The organism is Chitinophaga pinensis DSM 2588, assembly GCF_000024005.1.
GTDB lineage: Bacteria > Bacteroidota > Bacteroidia > Chitinophagales > Chitinophagaceae > Chitinophaga > Chitinophaga pinensis.
The window spans coordinates 5787680-5808544 of record NC_013132.1 but is presented as its reverse complement, the minus strand read 5'-3'; the positions used below and the strand labels follow the sequence as shown (position 1 = coordinate 5808544).

At 42.6% G+C, this 20865-nt stretch carries 12 protein-coding genes; 6 read left to right on the top strand and 6 right to left on the bottom strand.

The window, feature by feature from the left end:
- Window positions 1–117: 117 nt before the first annotated feature.
- The 4 genes from CPIN_RS23060 to CPIN_RS23045 all read left to right on the top strand — a co-directional run bounded on the left by CPIN_RS23060 (window position 118) and on the right by CPIN_RS23045 (window position 2635).
- Window positions 118–711 carry a hypothetical protein gene (locus tag CPIN_RS23060; RefSeq protein ID WP_012792258.1) on the top strand — a complete coding sequence of 198 codons (594 nt, stop codon included), beginning with the start codon at window positions 118–120 and terminating at the stop codon, window positions 709–711.
- Window positions 712–947: 236 nt separating this feature from the next.
- Window positions 948–1217, top strand: a complete 270-nt coding sequence (locus CPIN_RS23055; RefSeq protein WP_148230624.1) for a hypothetical protein — start codon at window positions 948–950, stop codon at window positions 1215–1217.
- Between the two features lie 230 nt (window positions 1218–1447).
- Window positions 1448–1792 (top strand): hypothetical protein, encoded by a 345-nt coding sequence (locus CPIN_RS23050; RefSeq protein WP_012792256.1) that lies wholly within the window; start codon window positions 1448–1450, stop codon window positions 1790–1792.
- An 18-nt stretch (window positions 1793–1810) separates the two neighbouring features.
- Complete coding sequence (locus tag CPIN_RS23045; RefSeq protein WP_044219522.1) at window positions 1811–2635, top strand: SOS response-associated peptidase; 825 nt, start codon at window positions 1811–1813, stop codon at window positions 2633–2635.
- Window positions 2636–2998: 363 nt separating this feature from the next.
- Here CPIN_RS23045 and CPIN_RS23040 read toward each other — a convergent pair whose 3' ends face one another.
- From CPIN_RS23040 to CPIN_RS23030, 3 genes are all read right to left on the bottom strand, one after another.
- Window positions 2999–3232: a helix-turn-helix domain-containing protein gene (locus CPIN_RS23040; protein WP_012792253.1), complete on the bottom strand. Its 234-nt coding sequence runs from the start codon at window positions 3230–3232 to the stop codon at window positions 2999–3001.
- Between the two features lie 592 nt (window positions 3233–3824).
- Window positions 3825–4316 (bottom strand): hypothetical protein, encoded by a 492-nt coding sequence (locus CPIN_RS23035; protein ID WP_044219519.1) that lies wholly within the window; start codon window positions 4314–4316, stop codon window positions 3825–3827.
- The gene (locus tag CPIN_RS23030; protein ID WP_044219516.1) at window positions 4313–5221 is read right to left on the bottom strand and encodes an RHS repeat-associated core domain-containing protein; all 909 of its coding nucleotides are present in this window, start codon (window positions 5219–5221) and stop codon (window positions 4313–4315) included. Before CPIN_RS23030 ends, CPIN_RS23035 begins: the two co-directional genes overlap by 4 nt.
- A 141-nt stretch (window positions 5222–5362) precedes the next feature.
- On the opposite strand from CPIN_RS23030, the gene CPIN_RS23025 reads away from it, so the two are divergent.
- Window positions 5363–5593, top strand: coding sequence for a Fic family protein (locus CPIN_RS23025; protein WP_245552029.1), 231 nt, complete (start codon window positions 5363–5365; stop codon window positions 5591–5593).
- 742 nt (window positions 5594–6335) lie between these two features.
- Here CPIN_RS23025 and CPIN_RS23015 read toward each other — a convergent pair.
- From CPIN_RS23015 to CPIN_RS36935, 3 genes are all read right to left on the bottom strand, one after another.
- Complete coding sequence (locus CPIN_RS23015) at window positions 6336–10721, bottom strand: DUF6443 domain-containing protein (protein ID WP_012792250.1); 4386 nt, start codon at window positions 10719–10721, stop codon at window positions 6336–6338.
- Window positions 10722–10814: 93 nt separating this feature from the next.
- The gene (locus CPIN_RS23010) at window positions 10815–14783 is read right to left on the bottom strand and encodes a hypothetical protein (protein WP_012792249.1); all 3969 of its coding nucleotides are present in this window, start codon (window positions 14781–14783) and stop codon (window positions 10815–10817) included.
- 101 nt (window positions 14784–14884) lie between these two features.
- The gene (locus CPIN_RS36935; protein WP_012792248.1) at window positions 14885–15859 is read right to left on the bottom strand and encodes a hypothetical protein; all 975 of its coding nucleotides are present in this window, start codon (window positions 15857–15859) and stop codon (window positions 14885–14887) included.
- Between the two features lie 1818 nt (window positions 15860–17677).
- Here CPIN_RS36935 and CPIN_RS23000 point away from each other — a divergent pair.
- A complete protein-coding gene (locus CPIN_RS23000; protein ID WP_012792246.1) occupies window positions 17678–20863 on the top strand; it encodes a SusC/RagA family TonB-linked outer membrane protein in 3186 nt (1061 codons plus the stop codon).
- Window positions 20864–20865 lie beyond the last annotated feature (2 nt).

Below are 20865 nucleotides of genomic sequence, written 5' to 3'. Positions count from 1 at the left end.
AATTACTCACCAACTTTTCCAATGTAACCGGACATGAGACAGTTTTACTCATTCGGCCCACGCTAGCAATAGCTATTGGAATCCTCATTCTCAAGTACGCCTCAAAAAAAGAAAAACATGAAAAAGTTTAACATTTCCCTACTAGTCTTCTCCCTGTTCCTTACCACCAAATTATGTGGTCAGCCTTCTAGTAATTCAAGCGATGCAACTTCTGCAATTCCTGGGTTCATCAAGAGTTACTTTTCAATAACTGCAATTCTGGAAGCTGTCGAAGAGTCCTTCATTACATTAATTTCAAAAGAAGAAAAGAAACAAGTCATATCTAAGGCAAAACTTATAAGAAATGAAATGGTAACATTGAGGGAAATCAAAGCAGGCATGTACAATTGCTCTATTTCACCACCCTGCCGCAACATTAATAGAAAGATAAAATCAATGCGCCAGTCATTTACAAGACTTAATACAAGACTGCACGAGTTAGATAGTCTATACGGTAGGCGGTATTCTGATCGCATAACTTCGATTAAAGATAATCTGACAACTGAATTGGATCGGAAAAGGAAAAAAATGGAGATGGTCGTGATGGACCTCTATGGCACACAACAAATCAGTAACGCTACCATGCAGCAGCAACAAAAGCAGACATTGGCTTTGGCCGATAGCTGTATTTTTCAGATGACCCGTATAATCACAAAGATGAAACTACACTAAATACTAGTATTTATGTTCCCTCTTTCCCTTCGGGCATTTCTCCCAGAGGGAGAAAGAACCCTCCCGCGCCATACGAAGCGCATAAAAGCCATTCCACCCCCTCCCGAGAGAAGCAACTTTATAAACGGAGAAGACGGGAGCGGAGGATGAACCATCCGCTCCCGTCTTCGGAAGTCATCACGATGCCTCTTTGCAAAATTCCCTACCTTCGCCGTCCTAACATGCCAATCTCAGTAATGGACCGAATCATACCGCATAACTTTACAGCAAGCATAGAAGTAAACGGACACGCCACAGAATTCGAATTCACTGCAATGAACATCAAAATCCTGCAACTATTTCAGGTGCATGTAAAGCTGCCAGAACAGAAGCGCATTAGATTTCACATGCAAAGAAACGCAGATGGCCAGTTTAAAATCACCGACAGGCACCGCCTGCCACAAGAGATTAACATGCCGGAAGAGCAACTGGCCAACGCCATCCAGGCGGAGCATCCGGGGCTTTAGTCGCAAACTACCGGCCTCTACAACCCATTAAATATCAAACTGTCACTGCTACTATTTACTAAATTATTTAGTAAATTTAAGCAAAGGGGGGTAAAATCAAGCCAGCACAGCCATACAATCCATTTGAAAGGATCAGACCAGCGTTCGTAGATATACTGGTCAATGCCGGGCGCTACCACGTAGTAGCCCAGCGCTTTCAATGGCCCGGAGTGCCGGAAAATAAAGGCTTCATGCTCACCGCATACCCCCATTCAGATCTCGCAGCAAACCACCATCGCCTGTTGCAAGCAGGAGAAGGCAAAGTGCTCGATCTGCATAAAGAGGAATCAATAAAACGTTTAAAAGATCTAACAAAGCCCAACTCAGGCTACCAGTTCTTTTACAGCGCCACCAGAGATAAAGACGCCCGTCAGAAGCTAGTTAGAGAATACGGAACCAGCATAAAAGAATATTCAAAAACACACTACGGTGGTAATTTTGTTTTCGGCATCAGGGTAGAAGCAGGCCAGCTGTACGGCACCTTCAGTTACGAAAAACAAACCAGCGGAGTACTTTTTTACAACATCATCAAATAAATACAGGCTATGTGCAGAATGATATCGCAGCAAGGAGAAATAGACCTCATTACAGACATATTCCCGCAACTGGAAAACGTCAAAAAACTTCCTTTTGATCAGGGAGATCGCACCCTCATTAACGGCAACGCCTTCCAGCCCGCCGATGTCATCGTGCGCCATCACGAACGGCTATTACTCGGCGAAATGGAGTGGGGGGTACACCCAATCTTCGAAACCGACAAAGCCGCCTACCATAAACGCAGGCTCAGCATGGTCAATGCTCGGCGCGATAAGCTCCTGGATACAAATTCCTACTGGAATAGCAAAGGACTGATCAGAAACCCGGCACTCATACCCGTAAACAAAATTTACGAACACCGGCACATCGAAACCTGGGATACCCCAGTTCCATACGCAATTAGCACCAACCACCAGCCAGAAGACGAATATTTCTACATACCCGGCGTCTATCAGGTATACGACACCAAACAGCCAGACGGTCAAACCCGAAAACACACCAGCTTCGCCATCATCACCACCGAAGCCAACACCACCATGCAGAACATCCACAACCATGGTGAAAACAAACACCGTATGCCCCTGTACGTACCCCTGGAAATGGCAAAGCAATGGATATCACCCAAACGGACCCTCGGCGATTTCAAAGAAATCATCAACTACCAACTCCCATCAGAAGACCTCAATTACTACACCGTCCACCCACTCACGGGCAAAAAGCAACGTGCAGATGGCAAAAGTAAAGACAGCCCCTGGACCTGGCCAGGACTGCCAACACTCGGAAACGACACACCGATCGACATCAGTAACCTGTTCGATCCATGCCTGCAAAAGGCATCATAAGTATATCACTACTAAAGCTCAACATGCCCATGTATCACCCCGCCCATGTAATTAGATGACGACGGAAGTGCTGACCCCTCTGCGGGCAATGGATCATTGATGCTCCAAAGGGCAGAGCATAAATTACCGCCAGTGACGCAAAGATCACCACTGTAATACACATATCCTCTGTAATCACTTGCATTGGGATAAGTCATATCAACCTTGTAATACCTGTAAACTGTATAAGGCCTATGGTTATTGAACGAGCTGAAGCCAAAAGCAAAAACAGCAGTAAGCAGGCAGAACGCCAATTTTTTCGCGCGATTCATTTTTTATAGATTAAGTGAGGGAACCAGGTTAACAGGGAAACAAACAACACTCTCACAACGCCTTCTCCGGCCAGAAATCCCTTGGCGAGCAATCCAGCGCCTTTGCAATCTCATTAATCATAAAGGCACTATAACGTCTGCCAGTTTTGTAAGACTCAAACTGAGAAATATATTTGTCAGACTTTTCCAGCCGCAAAGACAGATCCACCTGAGTAATATTCAACTCCAGGCGGCGCTCACGAACCTTATCAATTATATACCTGTCAATTTTAGAAATCTCAGCCATACCGAATTTATGGCGAAGCAAAACCATCCACACCATATCGTTTATGCGCAGCACTTTCTTGCCTCTGTCGTCATCCTGACTTATGTCAGGATCTCCTCAACCCTATCCGATACCAAGGTTGAAGAACAATTGTAAAGAAGATTATTTCTCCTTTAAAGAGAAAAGCCGCATTTTTTACTCCATGTTCACACCGCAAAAAAGCAGATAAAAACTTACAACCGCAACAAAAACTTAACTATAAATTATTTTGAAAAACCATTAAGAAAATTGGATAATCTATCAATAAATTGGATAGGGCATATCGTCATCATCATCACTTAACGTCATCCTGATTTCATCTCAGGGTCTGGCATCACAAAGGCTACCTTGCAGTTATGGGATGCCGGCCTTCCCCGGCATGACGAAATTCCTTAAACACAACTGGATCACCATCACACCATCCCGAGTTATCTCAGCATCCTATACAAGAAAGTTCTTTTAGGAATTAAAAAAACTGATATTAAACTCAGGATGACAACCATATTAGAAAAAGTAAAAAGGCGCAGCTAAACTGCACCTTTTTCGTTATAATTGTTAACATCTTTTAAGGTTATTACTTCCGATCCAATTTGGATATAACACCAACTACTTGGTAAACCTGTAAATAACGATTGGCGTAGGCTGTAAAGGAATAGAGTTTATCTTGAAAATCAAATCGAATTTCAGCTTTCTCATTTGACAAGCTTTTTTTGTTTTCTGTGTAAACCACCTTAACTCTCACCAAATGAACCTTCTCACTCAATATCGCATCGGACTTACTTTTTGAATCTAAATAATGTAAATTCAATACAGCGCTATCTCCCTGAGCATATTTAGCATCGTCATAGCCTGGTGCCTGGTATATTCGGTATCCTTTTTTATTTGTAATCTGGCTAAAAAAATCAAAATTTATATCAAGCGGAACAAAGATCATTTGATTTTTTTGCTCAAAGATATATCCATCTTGCTCATGAAGAATAGTTGCTTTGTCAGCGAAAAAAACCTTGTTGCACGAAGAACAACCTAATATCAAAATTGTAGCAATCAAATATTTTTTTATTTTCATGGGAGTAATTCTTGTGTTTTAGGATTTCTATCCACATTTACGTTTATAATTGATCCAGAAGGTAATTTATTGTTCAGAATATAATTCCCCCAGTTTTGGAAGTGACTTTTATGCATTGTTAGTTTGCTCGCAGGGTAATTAGCTGGTACTCCCATAACGTCTCCATCATAACCGCTATGAGCGCCTGCAAATTCCCTTTGTGAGGTTAGGAAATATCTATCTTCAAGCCCAAACAAATGCAAACTTTCATGGAAACCGGTCAACCCGTTTGAAAATGCAGAATTGTGGTTTTGTCCAATTCCGATAACTGTTCGTCGACCGATGCCATTGTATCGCGCAATTATTCTGCTATATGGATCATTTGGATCAGCCCGAACGAATTTTCCTTCGGGAGTTCGACCGTCGATGCTCTCAGCTCGAGCAAAGTTACCATGAGCCTCTAGATCTAAAATGTTATCACCATTTGGGTTGTCGGCGATTCTCTTTTTGTCCTCCTGAGTTCCCTCTTGGTACTTTATATCTAATGAGATGCTCCATTCGTTTCCTTCATCATCATTAAACGTGCCACTTAATAGTCTTGCGTTATCTGCAAGAAATTGATTATACTTTTCAGTTTGTTCTTTTGCTCCTGCGCCTATCACAAAGATGTTCGACGATAGTATAATCATACGTTTTTCGTTGTCAATGCTTATACGAACATCCTTCCCATCGGGATCAATAAATTTGATAGGATCGTTTAACGCATAATTATACGGGGAAATATAGTTATACTTTTCAGATTTAGGATCCACCACATGCCATCTCCCAATCTGCTGGTCATACATCCTCGCTCCGTAATCATACCATTCCAGCCCACTTCCGTCTGCAAATTCTCTGCGCTGCAATTCCTTTCCATTATACTTCACTCTGTTTTCCGCATAATGCGCACCCTACAACGCATTCGTCGATATCCTCGCCATCGTCAGTCCAAACGGATAATAATGCGTTTCCTCCGGTAGCGGGCCGCTACTCAATCCCAGCACAACATTATCAAACAACACCTCCTGTTGGCTTTCGTTGTAAAGAATCATTCCTTTTCAGATGGTAATAAAAGAATTGCGGCTTATCTTTTTGTTTGGTTTATGGATAAAAACGCCATCTTATATACAAAGCATGGTGCCAAGCGGATTGCAGATAACGCACTCGTTGCACTTACATTAATGATTGCAGAGAGTAAGTCTGAAGAGAAAGACACCATGATCAAAGTAATCGTAAACCTCATCAATTCAAACAACTAGTCAAAAAATGAATACCCTAATTATCTACCCGGTTACTGAAGAACAGGAAATAGTGGTAATGGCAGTCCTTGAATATTTGAAATTATCGATGAAAATTTGATTGAAGAAATGCCTTAAATAGGACGCCATCCAAACCGCATGATGTGATGCCTCTTACAGTCATCTTAGCCATCACGTCATCCTGAGTTCATCTCAGGATCTCAAAATCGCTTGACTGGTAGTAAAAATTGACATTCACGGACGTGAAAAAGGGGCTTCAAACTGATTCGATCCGGTTCCTGAGGCATGTTTGTATCTATAGAAAAACAATACGAGATGAACAAGGCGGAGCAAAAGCGCCGCCTTGTCTTTACCAAGCATCATAGTGTCTTGCGATATAGAGACCTGGGAATTTTTAATGATGCGGTATAGTAGTCACTATCAAATAAGCTAAGAGTATATCGACTAATATAACTCCTATAACGAGTCCGTTAAATTTCCTTTTTATTAGGTTTATATCATCTTGTTCTACACGTTTGCAAAATAAAATATAAAACAGAGTATATCCTATATTAAGAAGCAATAAGTAAAATAAAAGAAAGGGGGCCATAAAGAAATTGACGGAAGCCCGATTTAATAACCTCATTGTTATTAAACAAAGAAGTCCACTTAAAATAATATAAACGTTAAATACTAACCTTCTGGTTTCCCACCACTTTTTCATACTTTTATTCATTTTTGATCCAAATAAGAAATTAACAATTTATTTGTCCTCTACTTCTCTAGGTAAACCATTAAATGGTCCAGCAGCTATTTTCGATGTGCGTACTTTATAATGGAATCCTTTTCTTATTGCTTGTTGATCGGCCTTCGTATCACCAAATAACTCGTTCGCTTGAGAACCGAATTTTGCACTAAAGTATCCGAAACCCATTCGCTGCATAGAGTTTCCCCATAAAAATTGCCCTGCATCATTTAAATTATATGCATTTGTACTTGCACCCGAAAATAACATAAATCCGCCAATGCCATCGTAGTCAGACATATCATGGGAGTTAGGAAGTACCCCCTGACTTGGTAACGTATAGTTCCAATTAAAGTCCATTCGGTCTTCGCTTTCTCTAAAAGCAAAAAACCATCGCGAAATCATAGATCTGTGTTTGCTATCTGATCTATCCATCACATAATTAATGTTTTCGTCTGAAACTATTACTAATCCTTTTAGTCCAACTGTCATGGTAGCCAATTGTTCTGCATCATTTTCTGGATCGTTGAAACCAAAATAGGTAATTGCATTATATGTTGTTTTCTCGTTACCCTTCCCATCTTTAGACGTAGAATTCGATCCGAATGCACCCACCATTCCTGCTTGGTCGGTGTCAAACATCCCTAAATAAATTCCCTTGGTATCAAATCTATAGGTGGTATCGCCAAGAGGATCAGAGTATAGAATGGGATTTCCTGCCATGGCAACATAAGGACTAAACATCTCATGAGGTCTAGGATCAACCTGCGCCCATCTCCCAATCTGCGGATCTAATGTCCTATAAAAAGCATCGTATTGATTAAGATCAAGATCGGTAGTATGCTCAATTCCATTAAACTCCTTTCTGTTCTTAGCATAATTCACACCCTTCAACGCATTTGTCGATATCCCCGCCATCGTCAAGCCAAACGGATAATAATGCGTTTCTTCCAATAGAGGTCCGCTACTCAATCCCAACACAACATTATCAAAGAACACATCCTGCTGACTTTCGTTGCTCGTATAAACGTACAAGAAACCACTTTTGGCAACCGCCATCTTATCCACACCAAGCTCTTGCAGCTCGTTCGGGTCAGCCTTGATCTGCCTTACCCCGCTGTTATCCTTCACTAATTTAAAATCATCGTCGAATAAAACAAAGTTTAAATAAGCCTTAGGGCGGTTAGACTCTTCATTTGCCTGACTTTTCTCTTTTAAACGTTGATAATCATTATTATAGAAATCTGCGTTAAAAGGAGTATTATTCGAAACGACTTCTGAAGCATGCAAATCACTTTCCCCAACACTACTACCAAAAGCCTGTACCAATCCAGCAATCATATCCTCTACAGCAGCCTTGGCCGTATTGTCCGTTGGTCCCTGAGATTTATAGAAAGCCTTCGCATTGATCTGAACCGTATCGCCAGCCATTACCCGCAATACCAATGAAGGCCCGATCTTCTTACCGCCCTGTTTGGCATTCAGCTTCGCTACCGATTTGTTCTCCTCTGTGGTCTGGTCTTCCGGATAGCCCGATGGTTTTTCAGCCCGTGTTTCCTCCACATTGCTAAACAATGCAGCCTCCTGAGGCGCCGCCTCAGTCTCCATAGTCGCCGCATACATCGTAAAATCAGTCTGATCGGTCAGCACCGTGCGCACATTGCCCAGGTGATCTTTCTCGAAATAATCGTAAGCATACACTATCGGTTGCCCGCTTTTATAAATCGGACGGATACGACCTTCTTCATGGCCGATTAGCTCCAGGCTATCTTGCCTGTACACAAAGGCACCAGCATAATCTGTAACTGTAGTTTTAGGTGAACTCCCGCTGTTATCCAAAACCGTCTTAGATAGTTTGTTTCCTGAAGCATCATATTGGTAGGTTATCGTTCCTTTACCCGTAATGGTGATCACAGACGGAAGATTCAGATGGTTGTAACTGATTGAAGTAATCCTCTTATTCAAATCCGAGATCAGGTTGCCATTGCCATCATAACCATAATCAGTTGCACCTGTGTTTCCATCTATAAAATCACCCAGCTGCGCCGACTTCGTAATCGATGAGTCAATGTCACGCACCCCGGCCAGTTTATTACTGTTCGCAGAATATGAATAGATAAGGCTATCTATCGTTTTGCTGGTGGTGCCTACCATGCCCTTCTGCAACATGGTTTTGATATTGCTATTGGCATCATAACTCAGATTGCTGACAGAAAAATTCTTCTTGTCCTGAGCCCAGCTGCCACCATTTTTCTGGGTAAAATACGCCCCAGCCAGACGGTTTGCTTTGTCATAGTTATAACCATACGCCCAGGCACTGTCAGCACGCGTTTTCCATTTCACCCCTGATATATTCCCATTATACTGGGCGGAATCAAAGCCATAATCATAACTCAGTTCCTGTCCAAACCAGTTAGATGTACTGGTTCCGCTGTTCACGAAGTTTTTGTTGATACCCTGCAACCAGCCACGGATATTATAGGTATAATTCAAACTGTCAATCATACTTCCTGAAGATGTCACTCCTAAACGCTTCAGTCTAAGCTGTCCAAGTTCATCATAACTATTGGAGGCAATCAGCTTCTCTTGATTAACATCATCATTTAGCCTTTTTCTTACCGTCAATAACCGTCCGCCATGATCATAAGTCATAGTGGTCAATAAGGTACTTTGTGACATACTGCTTTTAGGGTTCTGATGGCGCAGATAAGTGCCCAATACAAGTCCCTTAAAGCTGTAAAGTGTGTTGAATACATCCTTCCCACCAAGATTATTCTCACTTACCACCTGAATCGCCCTGGCCTTGTCATCATAATAGGTGGTAGTCGTCAGCCATTTTTCCGTACCCAATACCCTTATCTTACTACCGGTCACAAGGCCTTGCGTCACATTTGTTATTGGAAGCCGCTCAGGATAGAGGGTATCTGCCGCCAGGAGCTTTCCCGTATCTGTACCCACAAAGGCCAACTTCCCGGAATAATTATAATTATCATAGAATGTATAGGAGAGGGGTGTTAAAGCAGAAGCAGGGATGTTGGGCAAAGGATTGCTGGCTGTGATTATATTCGTATCTCCTGTGACCGAACCATCTATTTTGGCCTCAGTATCACCGGATCCATTTGTATCGAATCCATCCAATAGCTCGATGCTGTTGGTCGCAGTATATAAAGGTGTACCATCATGGCTGTACAACGCCAGATCTGCCTTTGCCGCCTGCACATAAGATACACTCTGATATGTCGGAGCCCGGTTCGTTCTCGCTTGTAGGGTATCCCTTGTCGCCGTTGCCTTATAAATTGCCGTCATCGTAGGCCGGTTGATGTCATCATAAAAGGTCACCAACCATTCCATCGGAGATTTCGCACGCTGAACTGAGTCTTGCGTAAACACCAGCCTGTCCCGCACATCATACACCATCAAAAGCGCACCTGCTCCAGGAACCTGTTTAAGGGTCATCCTTTGTCTGGTGTCATACTGATATTGAAAACACAACTCATTGGCCACAACAGTACTTATCGTCCACCCCCCTTTGATCGCTTCCACGGCTAACGGGGGGATGACGAAGCGAAGCATCCCCAAATTATCATATACATAGTAAGTACACAGCCATCCGATATGTCCGGTACCGGGATTATTCGCAATTTGTACTTTCTTCAAAACAACCCGGTCTTCTTTGTCCTTAAACTCAACTACCTGACTACCATGTTCATCGATACTTACATTCTTCTGTAACTGCCCGGCACCATAGTTAGAATTGCTCGTAGGTACAACAGTTCCCATATTCCAAATCCGAACAGAGTCGCTCACCGTATTAACCAGATAGCGGGTTTCTGCAGGTTTGGCCGCCCAGCTGCTCCCTGGAGCATAACCCTTCAATGGCCTGTTCAGTGGAGAAGACTCATATTGCGTCCGGCTATAGTAAATGCTGTCTTCCGCAACTCCCGGATTGAGTACCCCGTTCTTATAAAAATCCCTTTGAGCAGAAAAAGGAGCCATTTTAAATTTACCGTCACTGGCTGTTTGTTGCACATAAGGAAGGTATTTGAACTCTTCCCTGCCATAAGCATCATAAACAACTGGCACAACAATATCCCGGCCATTGGGACTTGTAGCTTTCGAAACAGTTTGCAAAGGCCTGCCCAAACCATCCAAATACTGAGTAGTCTGTTTTACCTCCCTCGCTTTCCGAGCCGCCGACACGACAGCAGCAGGATCTGTTAAAGGCATATCTGGCTCCCAGGTCCTGACATAATTCGTTTGCGTATTTGTATATGCCGCCGGAACAGCTACAGGCGTCGCTGTTGTGCGTATTCCTCCAGGCTTGTTTTGTGCCGCCAAAAAAACTGGTACAATCAGGAAAGCACCCAGTGTTATAGGATGAATTACATTTTTATTAAACTCCATAGGTTTATTACTTTAATAATGATAGTCTTATACTGATGATCGCGAGATTTGAAAGCATATTCTTTCAGATCCATATTGTCTATTCAGTTAAGTTTACCAGTCGCTACAACTTAAATTAATTGTACATGGTGTTGCATTATTCTCGGTGAAGTCAGCACTCTTGCTGCAATCACTCCATTCAAAATGATAAGTACATTTATACAGCACCCCTCCACCTGGCTGCAAAACAGCCTGAGAAGAACTATTCACCCTGTTTCCTGTCTGACAAACACCCCCGATTACCTTCTTATCAACACCGATACAAGCAACACAAACGGTATTAGGTACACCAACAATCACCCATCGTTTGGTATTATAGGTAGGACTGCAGGGATTTGCGTCTATCTGTTCCTGCTCCTGGTTACCATTTGGTTGTCCTCCAGTTGTCAACTGGCAGCGTGCTGGTGTTGAAGTGTTAGTCCATCCGGCTACAATGGGACAAGTGGTAGACTTGCCCGCGTCCTCCCACTTTAGAGACTTCCAGGTAGTGCTTTTGGGGTTATAGTCCGCATACAACAATTGCAGCGTGTCAGTCGTATATGCAGCATTTGCTGGACACGGCTTACATCTTGATTGACCTGTGGAACGCCATATAGGGGCTGTGGTATTAAACCCAACAGCGTAATACTCTGTTTCCTTAATAACATTTTTATAGGCATCCCTGGTAGTTGTTAACCCATAAAGTGTATCGTATTCATAGTAAGTTGTTTGGTTGTCGGGCGAAACACCAGACGTCAGTCCCAATATAGGATCATAGTTATAGGTTGTTACAAGACTTCCTGCTGGGTACATTCTAAGTTCATCAATGTTGGCATTGCCACTTACAGTCACAGTAGTTGTTGTTTCAGGCAGAAGATGCTCGTAATAAGTCCAGCCATTTCTCATCGGACCGCCTGTAACTGAAATTCCATTAACTTGTGAAGTGCCACCCATTGCCCAATAGGAAACAACGACTTTTTTGTTAGTTGGAATCCTGTTAAAAGTGATATTTCCGGCAGCCAAAACATATGATTTCGAACCTGTAAAAAACAGATTACTTCTCGTTGCAGAGGGTATTGTCCAGTTGCCTTTATCGCTACCCTCAAATCCTGTGAAAGCAATCTCTCCTATGCCTACATTTGTCACATCAGCTATCAGCAGTGTATTGTTATATCCCCATATAAGCCCTCGCACCTCCTGATCTTTCGTGACCAGCTGTATGGGGTTATTATCATTGTCATAACTCAAAGCGGCCTGCCGCTGAAACAGCGTAGATGGAAAATTTAGTATTTTAGGATATGTACTACTAAGGTTAAGTGCCAATGGAGCCACTCCGGTACTTGTGGTTAGTTTAAATTCCTCTCTTTTTAAAATACTCTTAGTATCCTGTGGAGATGTTCTTTTGTACAAAATATATCCACCACTGTAAACCAGATTATTCCGTTTCGTAAAAGAAGCTACAGGTATATTCAAAGATGCATTGCGCATCTGTAACCCCAACGAATCTGTTCCATTAACATCCTTCAGATCCATGGAGAAAATTGTTTCAGTGCGAAGCGTATCACCATTACTTGCGATTGTTTTAGAGGTCGTTGGATTGATATGATATGGGCTTTCATAGTACAAGGTTGTCGTATCCGTCATCTTATTACCATTGACGTCATAGACATCTGTTGTTATTTTTCGCGTCAATACCGACATCTTGCCAATTGCATACGTCCTGAAGAATGTATATGAATCTTCTGGTCTATTCATGTAATGAACACCTGGATGATTACCATAATCATAGGTTGGGAGCGGTGGGCGATCACATATCTTTGTATTTAGTAAGCTGCTTAGCTCAATTATCCTTGCCATAACGGGATATCTGACAGCCTCATAGGTCATCTTTTCCTCCTTTAATAGCTGTCCCGCGCTATTATAAGTTCTTGTACTTTTAACAGAACCTGCCAATAAGTTTTCAAACGGTTTACGTACCTGCCAGTTCGGCAATACATCGTAACTACCGGGGAAACAGTAATTTGTATTCGTGCATATATTGAAATAAAACGATGAATCTGTATTTGTATCGTCATAATATTCATACTGCGTATTACCATTCTGCACACCCCGGCGCTCCTGAGCGACGCTGACATTTTTATAGGAGATATATGGCCCCGCGCCAGCACCAGACTGCTGATTTTGGGTACTGACCAGGTATTTAGGCTTACTTATCGTATTACCGCAATACTGGAAATTACTCACATCGGTCACTATTGAAGGAGTACTGTTTAAAAATCCGGAGGACAATGCAGATCCAAAAATATTGTACTTAAATGTTTTAATCAGGGTATCATTGTTAACAGGATCAATCTGTTCAATTCTTTTTATCCTTAATCCACCGATGGTATCGGTAATAGAAAAATTGTGATGAGCATCGCAGAAAAACGTCTCATAGTCTCCCACCAAACCGTTCATAAGTCTACCACCCGATGCGCTATGGGGTTCATAAATGAGCCTCACTTTTCCACCTGTCGGATATAATATTTCAGTCAACGCGTCTCTTTGCATCTGTGGCCAGGCAGCCTTCCTGGACACCATACCCTCACCGTTACAACCATTTATATACAATGTCGTTTTCAGATCATTGCGTGCATCGTTGTAGTACCCCCAGTAGTCCTGAGCGTAGTAGCTAAAAAATGGTATCGAATCTGAATTTACCCTCACTTTTCTGAATGCCGTGTCATAATAATTGAAAGTGTAAGGCATGATTTGGGTACGCTGATAGTTCATTACCAGTACTTCCATTAATTTAAGTTTTTTAGATAGAAAACTGCCATATGTAAATTGAATTTTTTTATAAGGCACAGCACTATTTACGTTCTTTACAATAAAAGAATCGAGCCGGTTAAAACGCGTTGTAACTGTTTGCTCATGATAGTAATTACTGTCAGTAGTAGAATAATAAAAGTTCAATTGTTCATTTCTGGTAGTGATAGTAGCAAGCTGACACTCCTCCATACCATTTACCTCAACAGCTTTTGTAAAAGATGGCCAGTTGCATGAATCCAATTGTTGTTGTGTCACAAAATCCTCCTTATTAAAAGTACCTGTGTGAGAAGAAATTGCTTTATCATAGGTAAACAACACACTGTCTTTTGTGAGATTGTTTACTACTTTAGTCAATGCCCAGGCATTGGGGCGACGTCCACCCTGAAACGTAGCGTAACTTTTTGAGTTATCTGTTTCGCCGAAGAAATAGGTAACCCCGTCAGGAGTAGTAATAGACCAGGTGTCAAAATAATAATTAGTCCAGCCATTCAGGTTTTGTTGGGAGAAAACAGGCGTGATTTTGATATCCTTATTATAAGGAACAAGTACCGGCTCCCTGTTATTACCAAAAAAGAATTTTCCTGAGTAGTTCCCAAAATCATAATAAAATAGATCTGGGGAAGCGTCATTTAGTCCATAAAAAGTCCAGTCCATATCTGAAGGTGAGGGAACCTGTCCATTTTTAATGGCATCATTATGTTGCTGCATAACAGTCGATAAAACCGGAATATCTAGTGAATTGCCATTATCTACATAAAACCCACCATGTTTGCCTTTCATGTCGACATACTCCTCCACCTTACTGTGATAGCGAATTGTGGTGTCACGCCTGGTTCCAACTACTGTAACAATTGTATCCTTCCATATTTTAGTAATCAAACCCTCGTCAGGATTTCCCCTAACCGTACGCGAAATCATTCCTCCGCCTTTAAACTCCCAGCCCAGACCAACCATTGTAGCATCCTGGTCTACTTTTATACCACCTGCCTGATATACTATCGTTATAGGTACAGTTATATCCTTTGATCGGGCTGTATGCAGTGGAATCGCAAAACTACCCGAACCTGTAAAATGACTTACCGGAACATCAATCGCCTGTTGCATCGCTCCAACGGCTGGCGTTTTCGGTGAATAGTCAAACTGTGGATCTCCAATATTTGACTGTGCGGATGTATTAAACACAAAACACATCAAAAAGCACAAACATTGAAGTCCGAAAAGCTGCCTTCTCATATTGTGTAGTTATTTGTAATATTTATATTCTAAACGCGCTATGGTTACATATGCATTAAGTGCACTGGAATAATAAAAGTACACTTGTAACAACATTGTATTTAATGATTATCAATACTGCTCTTGAGCTTTTTAATCTCCTCTCTCATTGATCTGATACAATCATCTTGCATTGCGCTGCGTTTTTCCTGCTCTATCAAATGCAAAGTCAGCTCTTCAATCTTCTGCAACAGGATCTTATTCATCTCTCCAAGATCAACGCCCTCCTTTGTCACCTCTTTCGCAGACGGTACATCCGGCAGATGCTTATTAGCCTTGATATAAGTTTCCACCTCGGCCAATGACGGCAATTGATACTCCGGCTCAAACACAAAATCAGCCCAGTTTGCCTGTTCAACCTTTACTCTTTTCGATTTGAAATCGCCGTTAACAGCTAACTTATACTGCCCGGTAGCCCGAGTTCCGATCCCCAGACTTCCGCCAAAATAATTTGTACCAACACCATTGAAGTATGCCGTATTGCCATAGGTCATGCCATACATGTTTACACTATTGTCTACTGCCGATTTAACGCCAAAGGTCGTTCCTCCGGCAACGGGGGTATAACTGACAGGATTCTGTACCCCATCATAAACAACCGGTGCCGTTATGTAATTGGAGTAATATTTATAGGTTGTCTTTCCACGCATCCATACAACCATATTTGCAGAACCATTATTAAAAGAGGCATCAGCCCAGCCTGCGATGAAAGAGCCGTAGGCCGGTACACGACTGTTGGCTTCTCTGATATCTGCGTCAATAAATTCAGCACCCGATCCCCAGTTGTTAACGTGATATCTGAATTTTGCAATTAAAGCGCCTCTCCATGAGCTGTCCTGATGAACGTTAGATCTGCCTATTTCCAATTCCGTGGCCAGATTTGAAGAGGAAGCACCATCTATGAATGTAACTACGTAATACTTATCAATATCCCCATTAACCGTAATGGTACCGGAATACTGTGCTGTCGCTGTCTTTACATTTAAAAATCCAACAATACTTAAGGAAACACCAATTAATCTTAACAACTTCTTCATGTTATTTATTTTTAGTCTAAAAATTATATCCTGATCTTAACTTAGCGATGCTTGTGGCGCTTGTTCCCTTTGGTCAGAAAATCATGCAACAGCATGATATTACCTTTCAGCTTGGAGCCTACCTTATATTTCTTCGAGATACCCGCTTTTCTCCTGTATTAGTAGCCGACTCATAACTTATCGGTACAGTTATTCAGTTGGCTTCTTATGTAAGCCGACTTCTGTTTACTCGTGAAAGGTATTTGGCAGGCAATTGAGATACTTTTACAAAACTGCTATCCCGGGCTGGCTACGTGATATCTTCACGCGGGAGTCAACAGAACTGTGCAGAGTTATCATAAGAAGCCTTACAATAATCTAACTACTCATAAGTATAAGGTCAATAACTAAACTGAAAATGCTAACATTCCATGAACAAAGTATAGGTAACCACAAAGGTTATTGGGAAACACAAAACTTTTACCGGGCTCAAAGGTCAAAAAACCTACTGAAAAAACACATAACATCTTTGTTGTAGGGCCTTTTTCCCATTACCACTCACCATTTTAAACAAAGGACGGAGCAGGATACGCAGCGTACATGCGTAGCAAAAAAAGATTTATCAAGCAGGAAGGAGGAGAGGGGAATTTCGTTGAAATGTTTTGTAGTTCAGAGTTAGTTGTGGAATGATCTTTTAACGATGTTAGCGATGATAGGCTCAATCTTTCATATCATGAGATTAATCAGCGTTATAAAAGTAAAGCTACACAGCGGCAGCGTTACTTTTCAAATTTGGATATAGGTTAGATGCAAAATCACTTTATTTGTGTAAAACAGGTTTTCTCTGGACTATATATTGATTTAACAGAGAATCCTTTAGATACTTTTCAAATTGTTCAAAACTCTCAGCACCAATTCCAAAATTAACCGCGGTTGTTGAGTTGTGTACCAAATAGTAAGTTGGGCAGTCAAAACAGCCGCTATACGATTGTCCTTTATCCTTTTTCTGACTCAAAAGTGCATCTGCTCTTAATTTTAGCTTACTCCAACGGGTAGCGTCAGTTATGAAACTGTAACCCCCAAAAAAAGTAGCTGATCCTTTTCATCTGCAAAATCATTTAAGTTGCGATCTTTCACCAGTTTGCCATAATGGGCGCTCTGTACCAGAAATAACAGACGATGTGCCAACTGCCGATACATTTCTTTCGTTAGGCATATCGTTTAAAGTTATCTCTTTATTCATTCCTATACAACCAGCAAATGTCCCTTCTTTCTTATTGTTCTCGGTAACACCTGTTAGACACTGAATATCAGAGACAGTGTTTTCACCAATAAAAACGATTGAAACACTTCAGCACCTGTTTTAAGTCCTTATACGGCCTTCGCTCTTGTATTCTCAAAAGGAATCGATTACGCAAATTTTAATACATGTATGGATGACAATTATCTGATTTAATGACTTATATTAGCTATCAGAAGTGCATACTGTTTGTAATAAATAGTATAACATGCACCCTCTAAACTGGTTCAAATTTTATAATAGAACGCTGGTATCCGGTTTAACCTAAAAAAAGACATTCAAAGACCCGACGAAGAGAACAACCCGTAATAGGCCCGTGAGGCATATTCTATACTACGCACCCTGATGCCGATACCGGTTATTTAATAATTCATCAACCAAATCAATGTCATGACTTAAAGTGATATTACTTAACCAATTCCACATTTTGAAGGGAATTCCCTTACTCGCATTATCCGGACCCGAATCCGAACCCGAAACAACATCTGACAGGCTGTAAGGCTACCAGGTGTATTATTCCATCGTTTAATGAAAAACATATGAAACCAGGAAACTGGAGAGCCGCCCTGCGCAAGGGCCTCTCCACACTTCTCGTGTCCTTATTGCTGACCGGCGAAGGACTGCCGGCATTTGCCTGGTACAATGCGACCAACCTCTCGCAACAGCAGGCATCCACGTTAAAAGGCATCATCAAAAACGCAAAAGGTGAATTCCTTGCAGGTGTAACAGTTAAAGTCAAAGGTGCCAGTACTGGCACTGTTTCCAGAGAGGACGGCAGTTTTCAATTGCAGGTATCAGGAGCGGATAAAGCCGTGCTTGAGGTCAGTTACATGGGATACCAGTCACAGGAAATTGCAGTCGGGGGCCGCAGTACCCTGGAGATCACCCTTGCAGAGAGCTCCAGTGGGCTAAATGAAGTACTGGTGATCGGATATGGCACACAAAAAAAGGTGTCTTCCACAGCTGCCATATCATCAGTAGGCGGTAAAGAACTGGCGAAAGCAACGGTTCCCAACATTTCAAACTCATTAGCGGGCAGAGTCGCCGGAGTAAGTATGCGACCTGATGGTGGTCAGCCGGGCGCTGATAATCCGGACATTCATATCCGGGGCATCGCCACGACCGGTAATAACGGCGCACTTATCGTTGTCGATGGTATTATCCGTAATAATATCAACGAAATACCTGCCACTTCCATTGCATCCGTAACTGTGCTGAAAGATGCTGCTGCCGTCGCCCCTTATGGTCTCGGGGGCGCCAACGGAGTATTGCTGATCACTACGAAAAAAGGACTGACCGGCCCGCCGCAACTTTCTTTGAATGCCTATTACGGTGTGCAGACACCCACGTATTATCCTGATATGCTGAACGCTCAGGACTACATGCGTCTCCACAATGAAGCCTATCTCAATGAGAATCCAGGCGGTACACAATTGCCTTACGCCCAGAGCCTGATCGACGACTATCCGGCACTGCATGCCAAAGATCCGGACCGGTATCCGATCAGCAATACGAAAGATCTCGTGCAGCTGCACGCACCTATGCAAAATTACGCCCTTCAGCTGACCGGCGGCTCACAATCAGTGAAGTATTTCGTTGCATTGGGCTATTTAAACCAGACGGGTATGTTTGATCCGGTTAAATATCAGCGGTATGACTATACTGTCAATTTGGATGTACAGGCTACAAAAACTACTACTGTGAATGTTTCATTGATCGGTGCCTGGCAAAAGACAAGTTCCGTGGATGCCGGCACAACAGTCGGCAACCTGTTCCGCAGTGGCTATAAATTTGTCCCTATCGCGAACCTGCAATACAGCAATGGTCTATGGGGCGAATTTGCAGGAAACTCTCCAATTGGCGTTCTCAAGGCTGGCTACCAGCGTGATAACAAGAGCACCATGCTATCAACGCTTGCCGTCAACCAGGAACTGCCATTCATACCAGGGTTGAGTCTCAAGGCTACTTTCAGCTTCGACCCGATGCAAACCACCAGTAAAGGATGGCATACGCCGTTTTATTTCTACTCGCAGAATCTGTCCACCACACCATATAGCTATACCAGACAGATCTCCACTTCCGAAGGCAGTGCCGCTACATATACATGGCTGGAACAGGAATATGCACAACAGCGAACATATACCTACCAGGGATATCTGAATTATAAACGCTCATTTGGCAAACATGATGTCACCGGGTTGCTGGTAGCAGAAGCACGAGACAGTGACTCAAGTGCTTTCTCTGCCCGCAGAAACAATTTCGGCGTAAATATCGATGAGCTCAGCATGGGTAGTTCCAATAAGAATGACTTTGATAACAGCGGGTCTTCGTCTACCGGTAGCCAGATCGGATTTGTATACAGGGTCGGCTATAGTTATGCTAACAAATACCTGGTGGAAGCATCCGGCCGTTATGATGGCCACTATTATTTTGCACCGGGCAAACGCTGGGGATATTTCCCAGCATTGTCTCTTGGATGGGTGATGTCAGGTGAGCCGTTCATGCAGAGAATGCCCTTTATAAGTTACTTGAAACTAAGAGGATCATGGGGTAAATCGGGTAATCTTGCCGGAACATCCTTCCAGTATTTACAGGGTTATTCATTGTATGGTAATGCATATGCCTGGGGCAATGGATCTATGGTACAGGGATCCTTTGTACCCCGTGAAGCCAACCGCAACATCACATGGGAGATCTCAACGAAAACAGATATCGGGTTTGAAGCCTCATTATGGAAAGGATTACTGGATCTGGAAGTAGATTATTTCCGTGAAAGAAGGACCGGGATGCTGCTGCCGCCAGCAGTAACTATCCCCATTGAATATGGCCTCAATCTATCGGATGAGAACGAAGGCATCATGCAAAACCATGGCATCGAGATCACGGTGGGTACGACACATCAATTGGCAAACGGGCTCCGTATTGGCCTGAATGGAAATTTCAGTTATGCACGCAATAAAATGCTACAGATCTTTGAAACATCCGCTACGCGCAATAATCCTAACAGAAGCCGTACAGGGAGGGCCCTCGGTACGCCATTCGGCTATCACGCGTTGGGACTGTTCAGTACTGCTGATGATAAGAATAATGATGGGATCATCAATCCTGCAGACGGATACAATGTGGTACAGTTTGGCAATTTGCATCCTGGCGATATAAAATACGCCGATCTCAACGGACCTGATGGAAAACCGGATGGAAAGATCGATGCCAATGATGAAACGCATATTGGTTATCCAAACTATCCATTGATCACCTACGGGTTCACTCCATCAGCTTCCTGGAAAGGCCTGGATCTTAGTCTGTTATTTCAGGGTTCTTCCTTGTCCAGCTTTAACATTGCAGGTTTCCAGACGATCCCCTTCAATAACAACAACAGTAATTCAGCGTATGAATACTATGATAACCGCTGGACGCCCGGCAATCAGCAGGCAAAGTATCCAAGGGCTAACCAGTCTCCCTACGCCAATAATACACAGACCTCCGATTTCTGGATGGCAAATACCGGACTGCTGCGCCTGAAAACAGCGGTACTGGGTTATACTTTACCCGCCACGCTCACGCAACGCTGGAAGATGCAATCCCTCCGTGTATATGTATCAGGCCAGAATGTATTCACCATCAGCAAATTGAATTTTATGGACCCCGAAGTGGGTTATACAGACGGTGAAACAGCTTATCCTAATCAGAAAGTGTTTGTGATGGGATTGAATGTAACTTTTTAGTT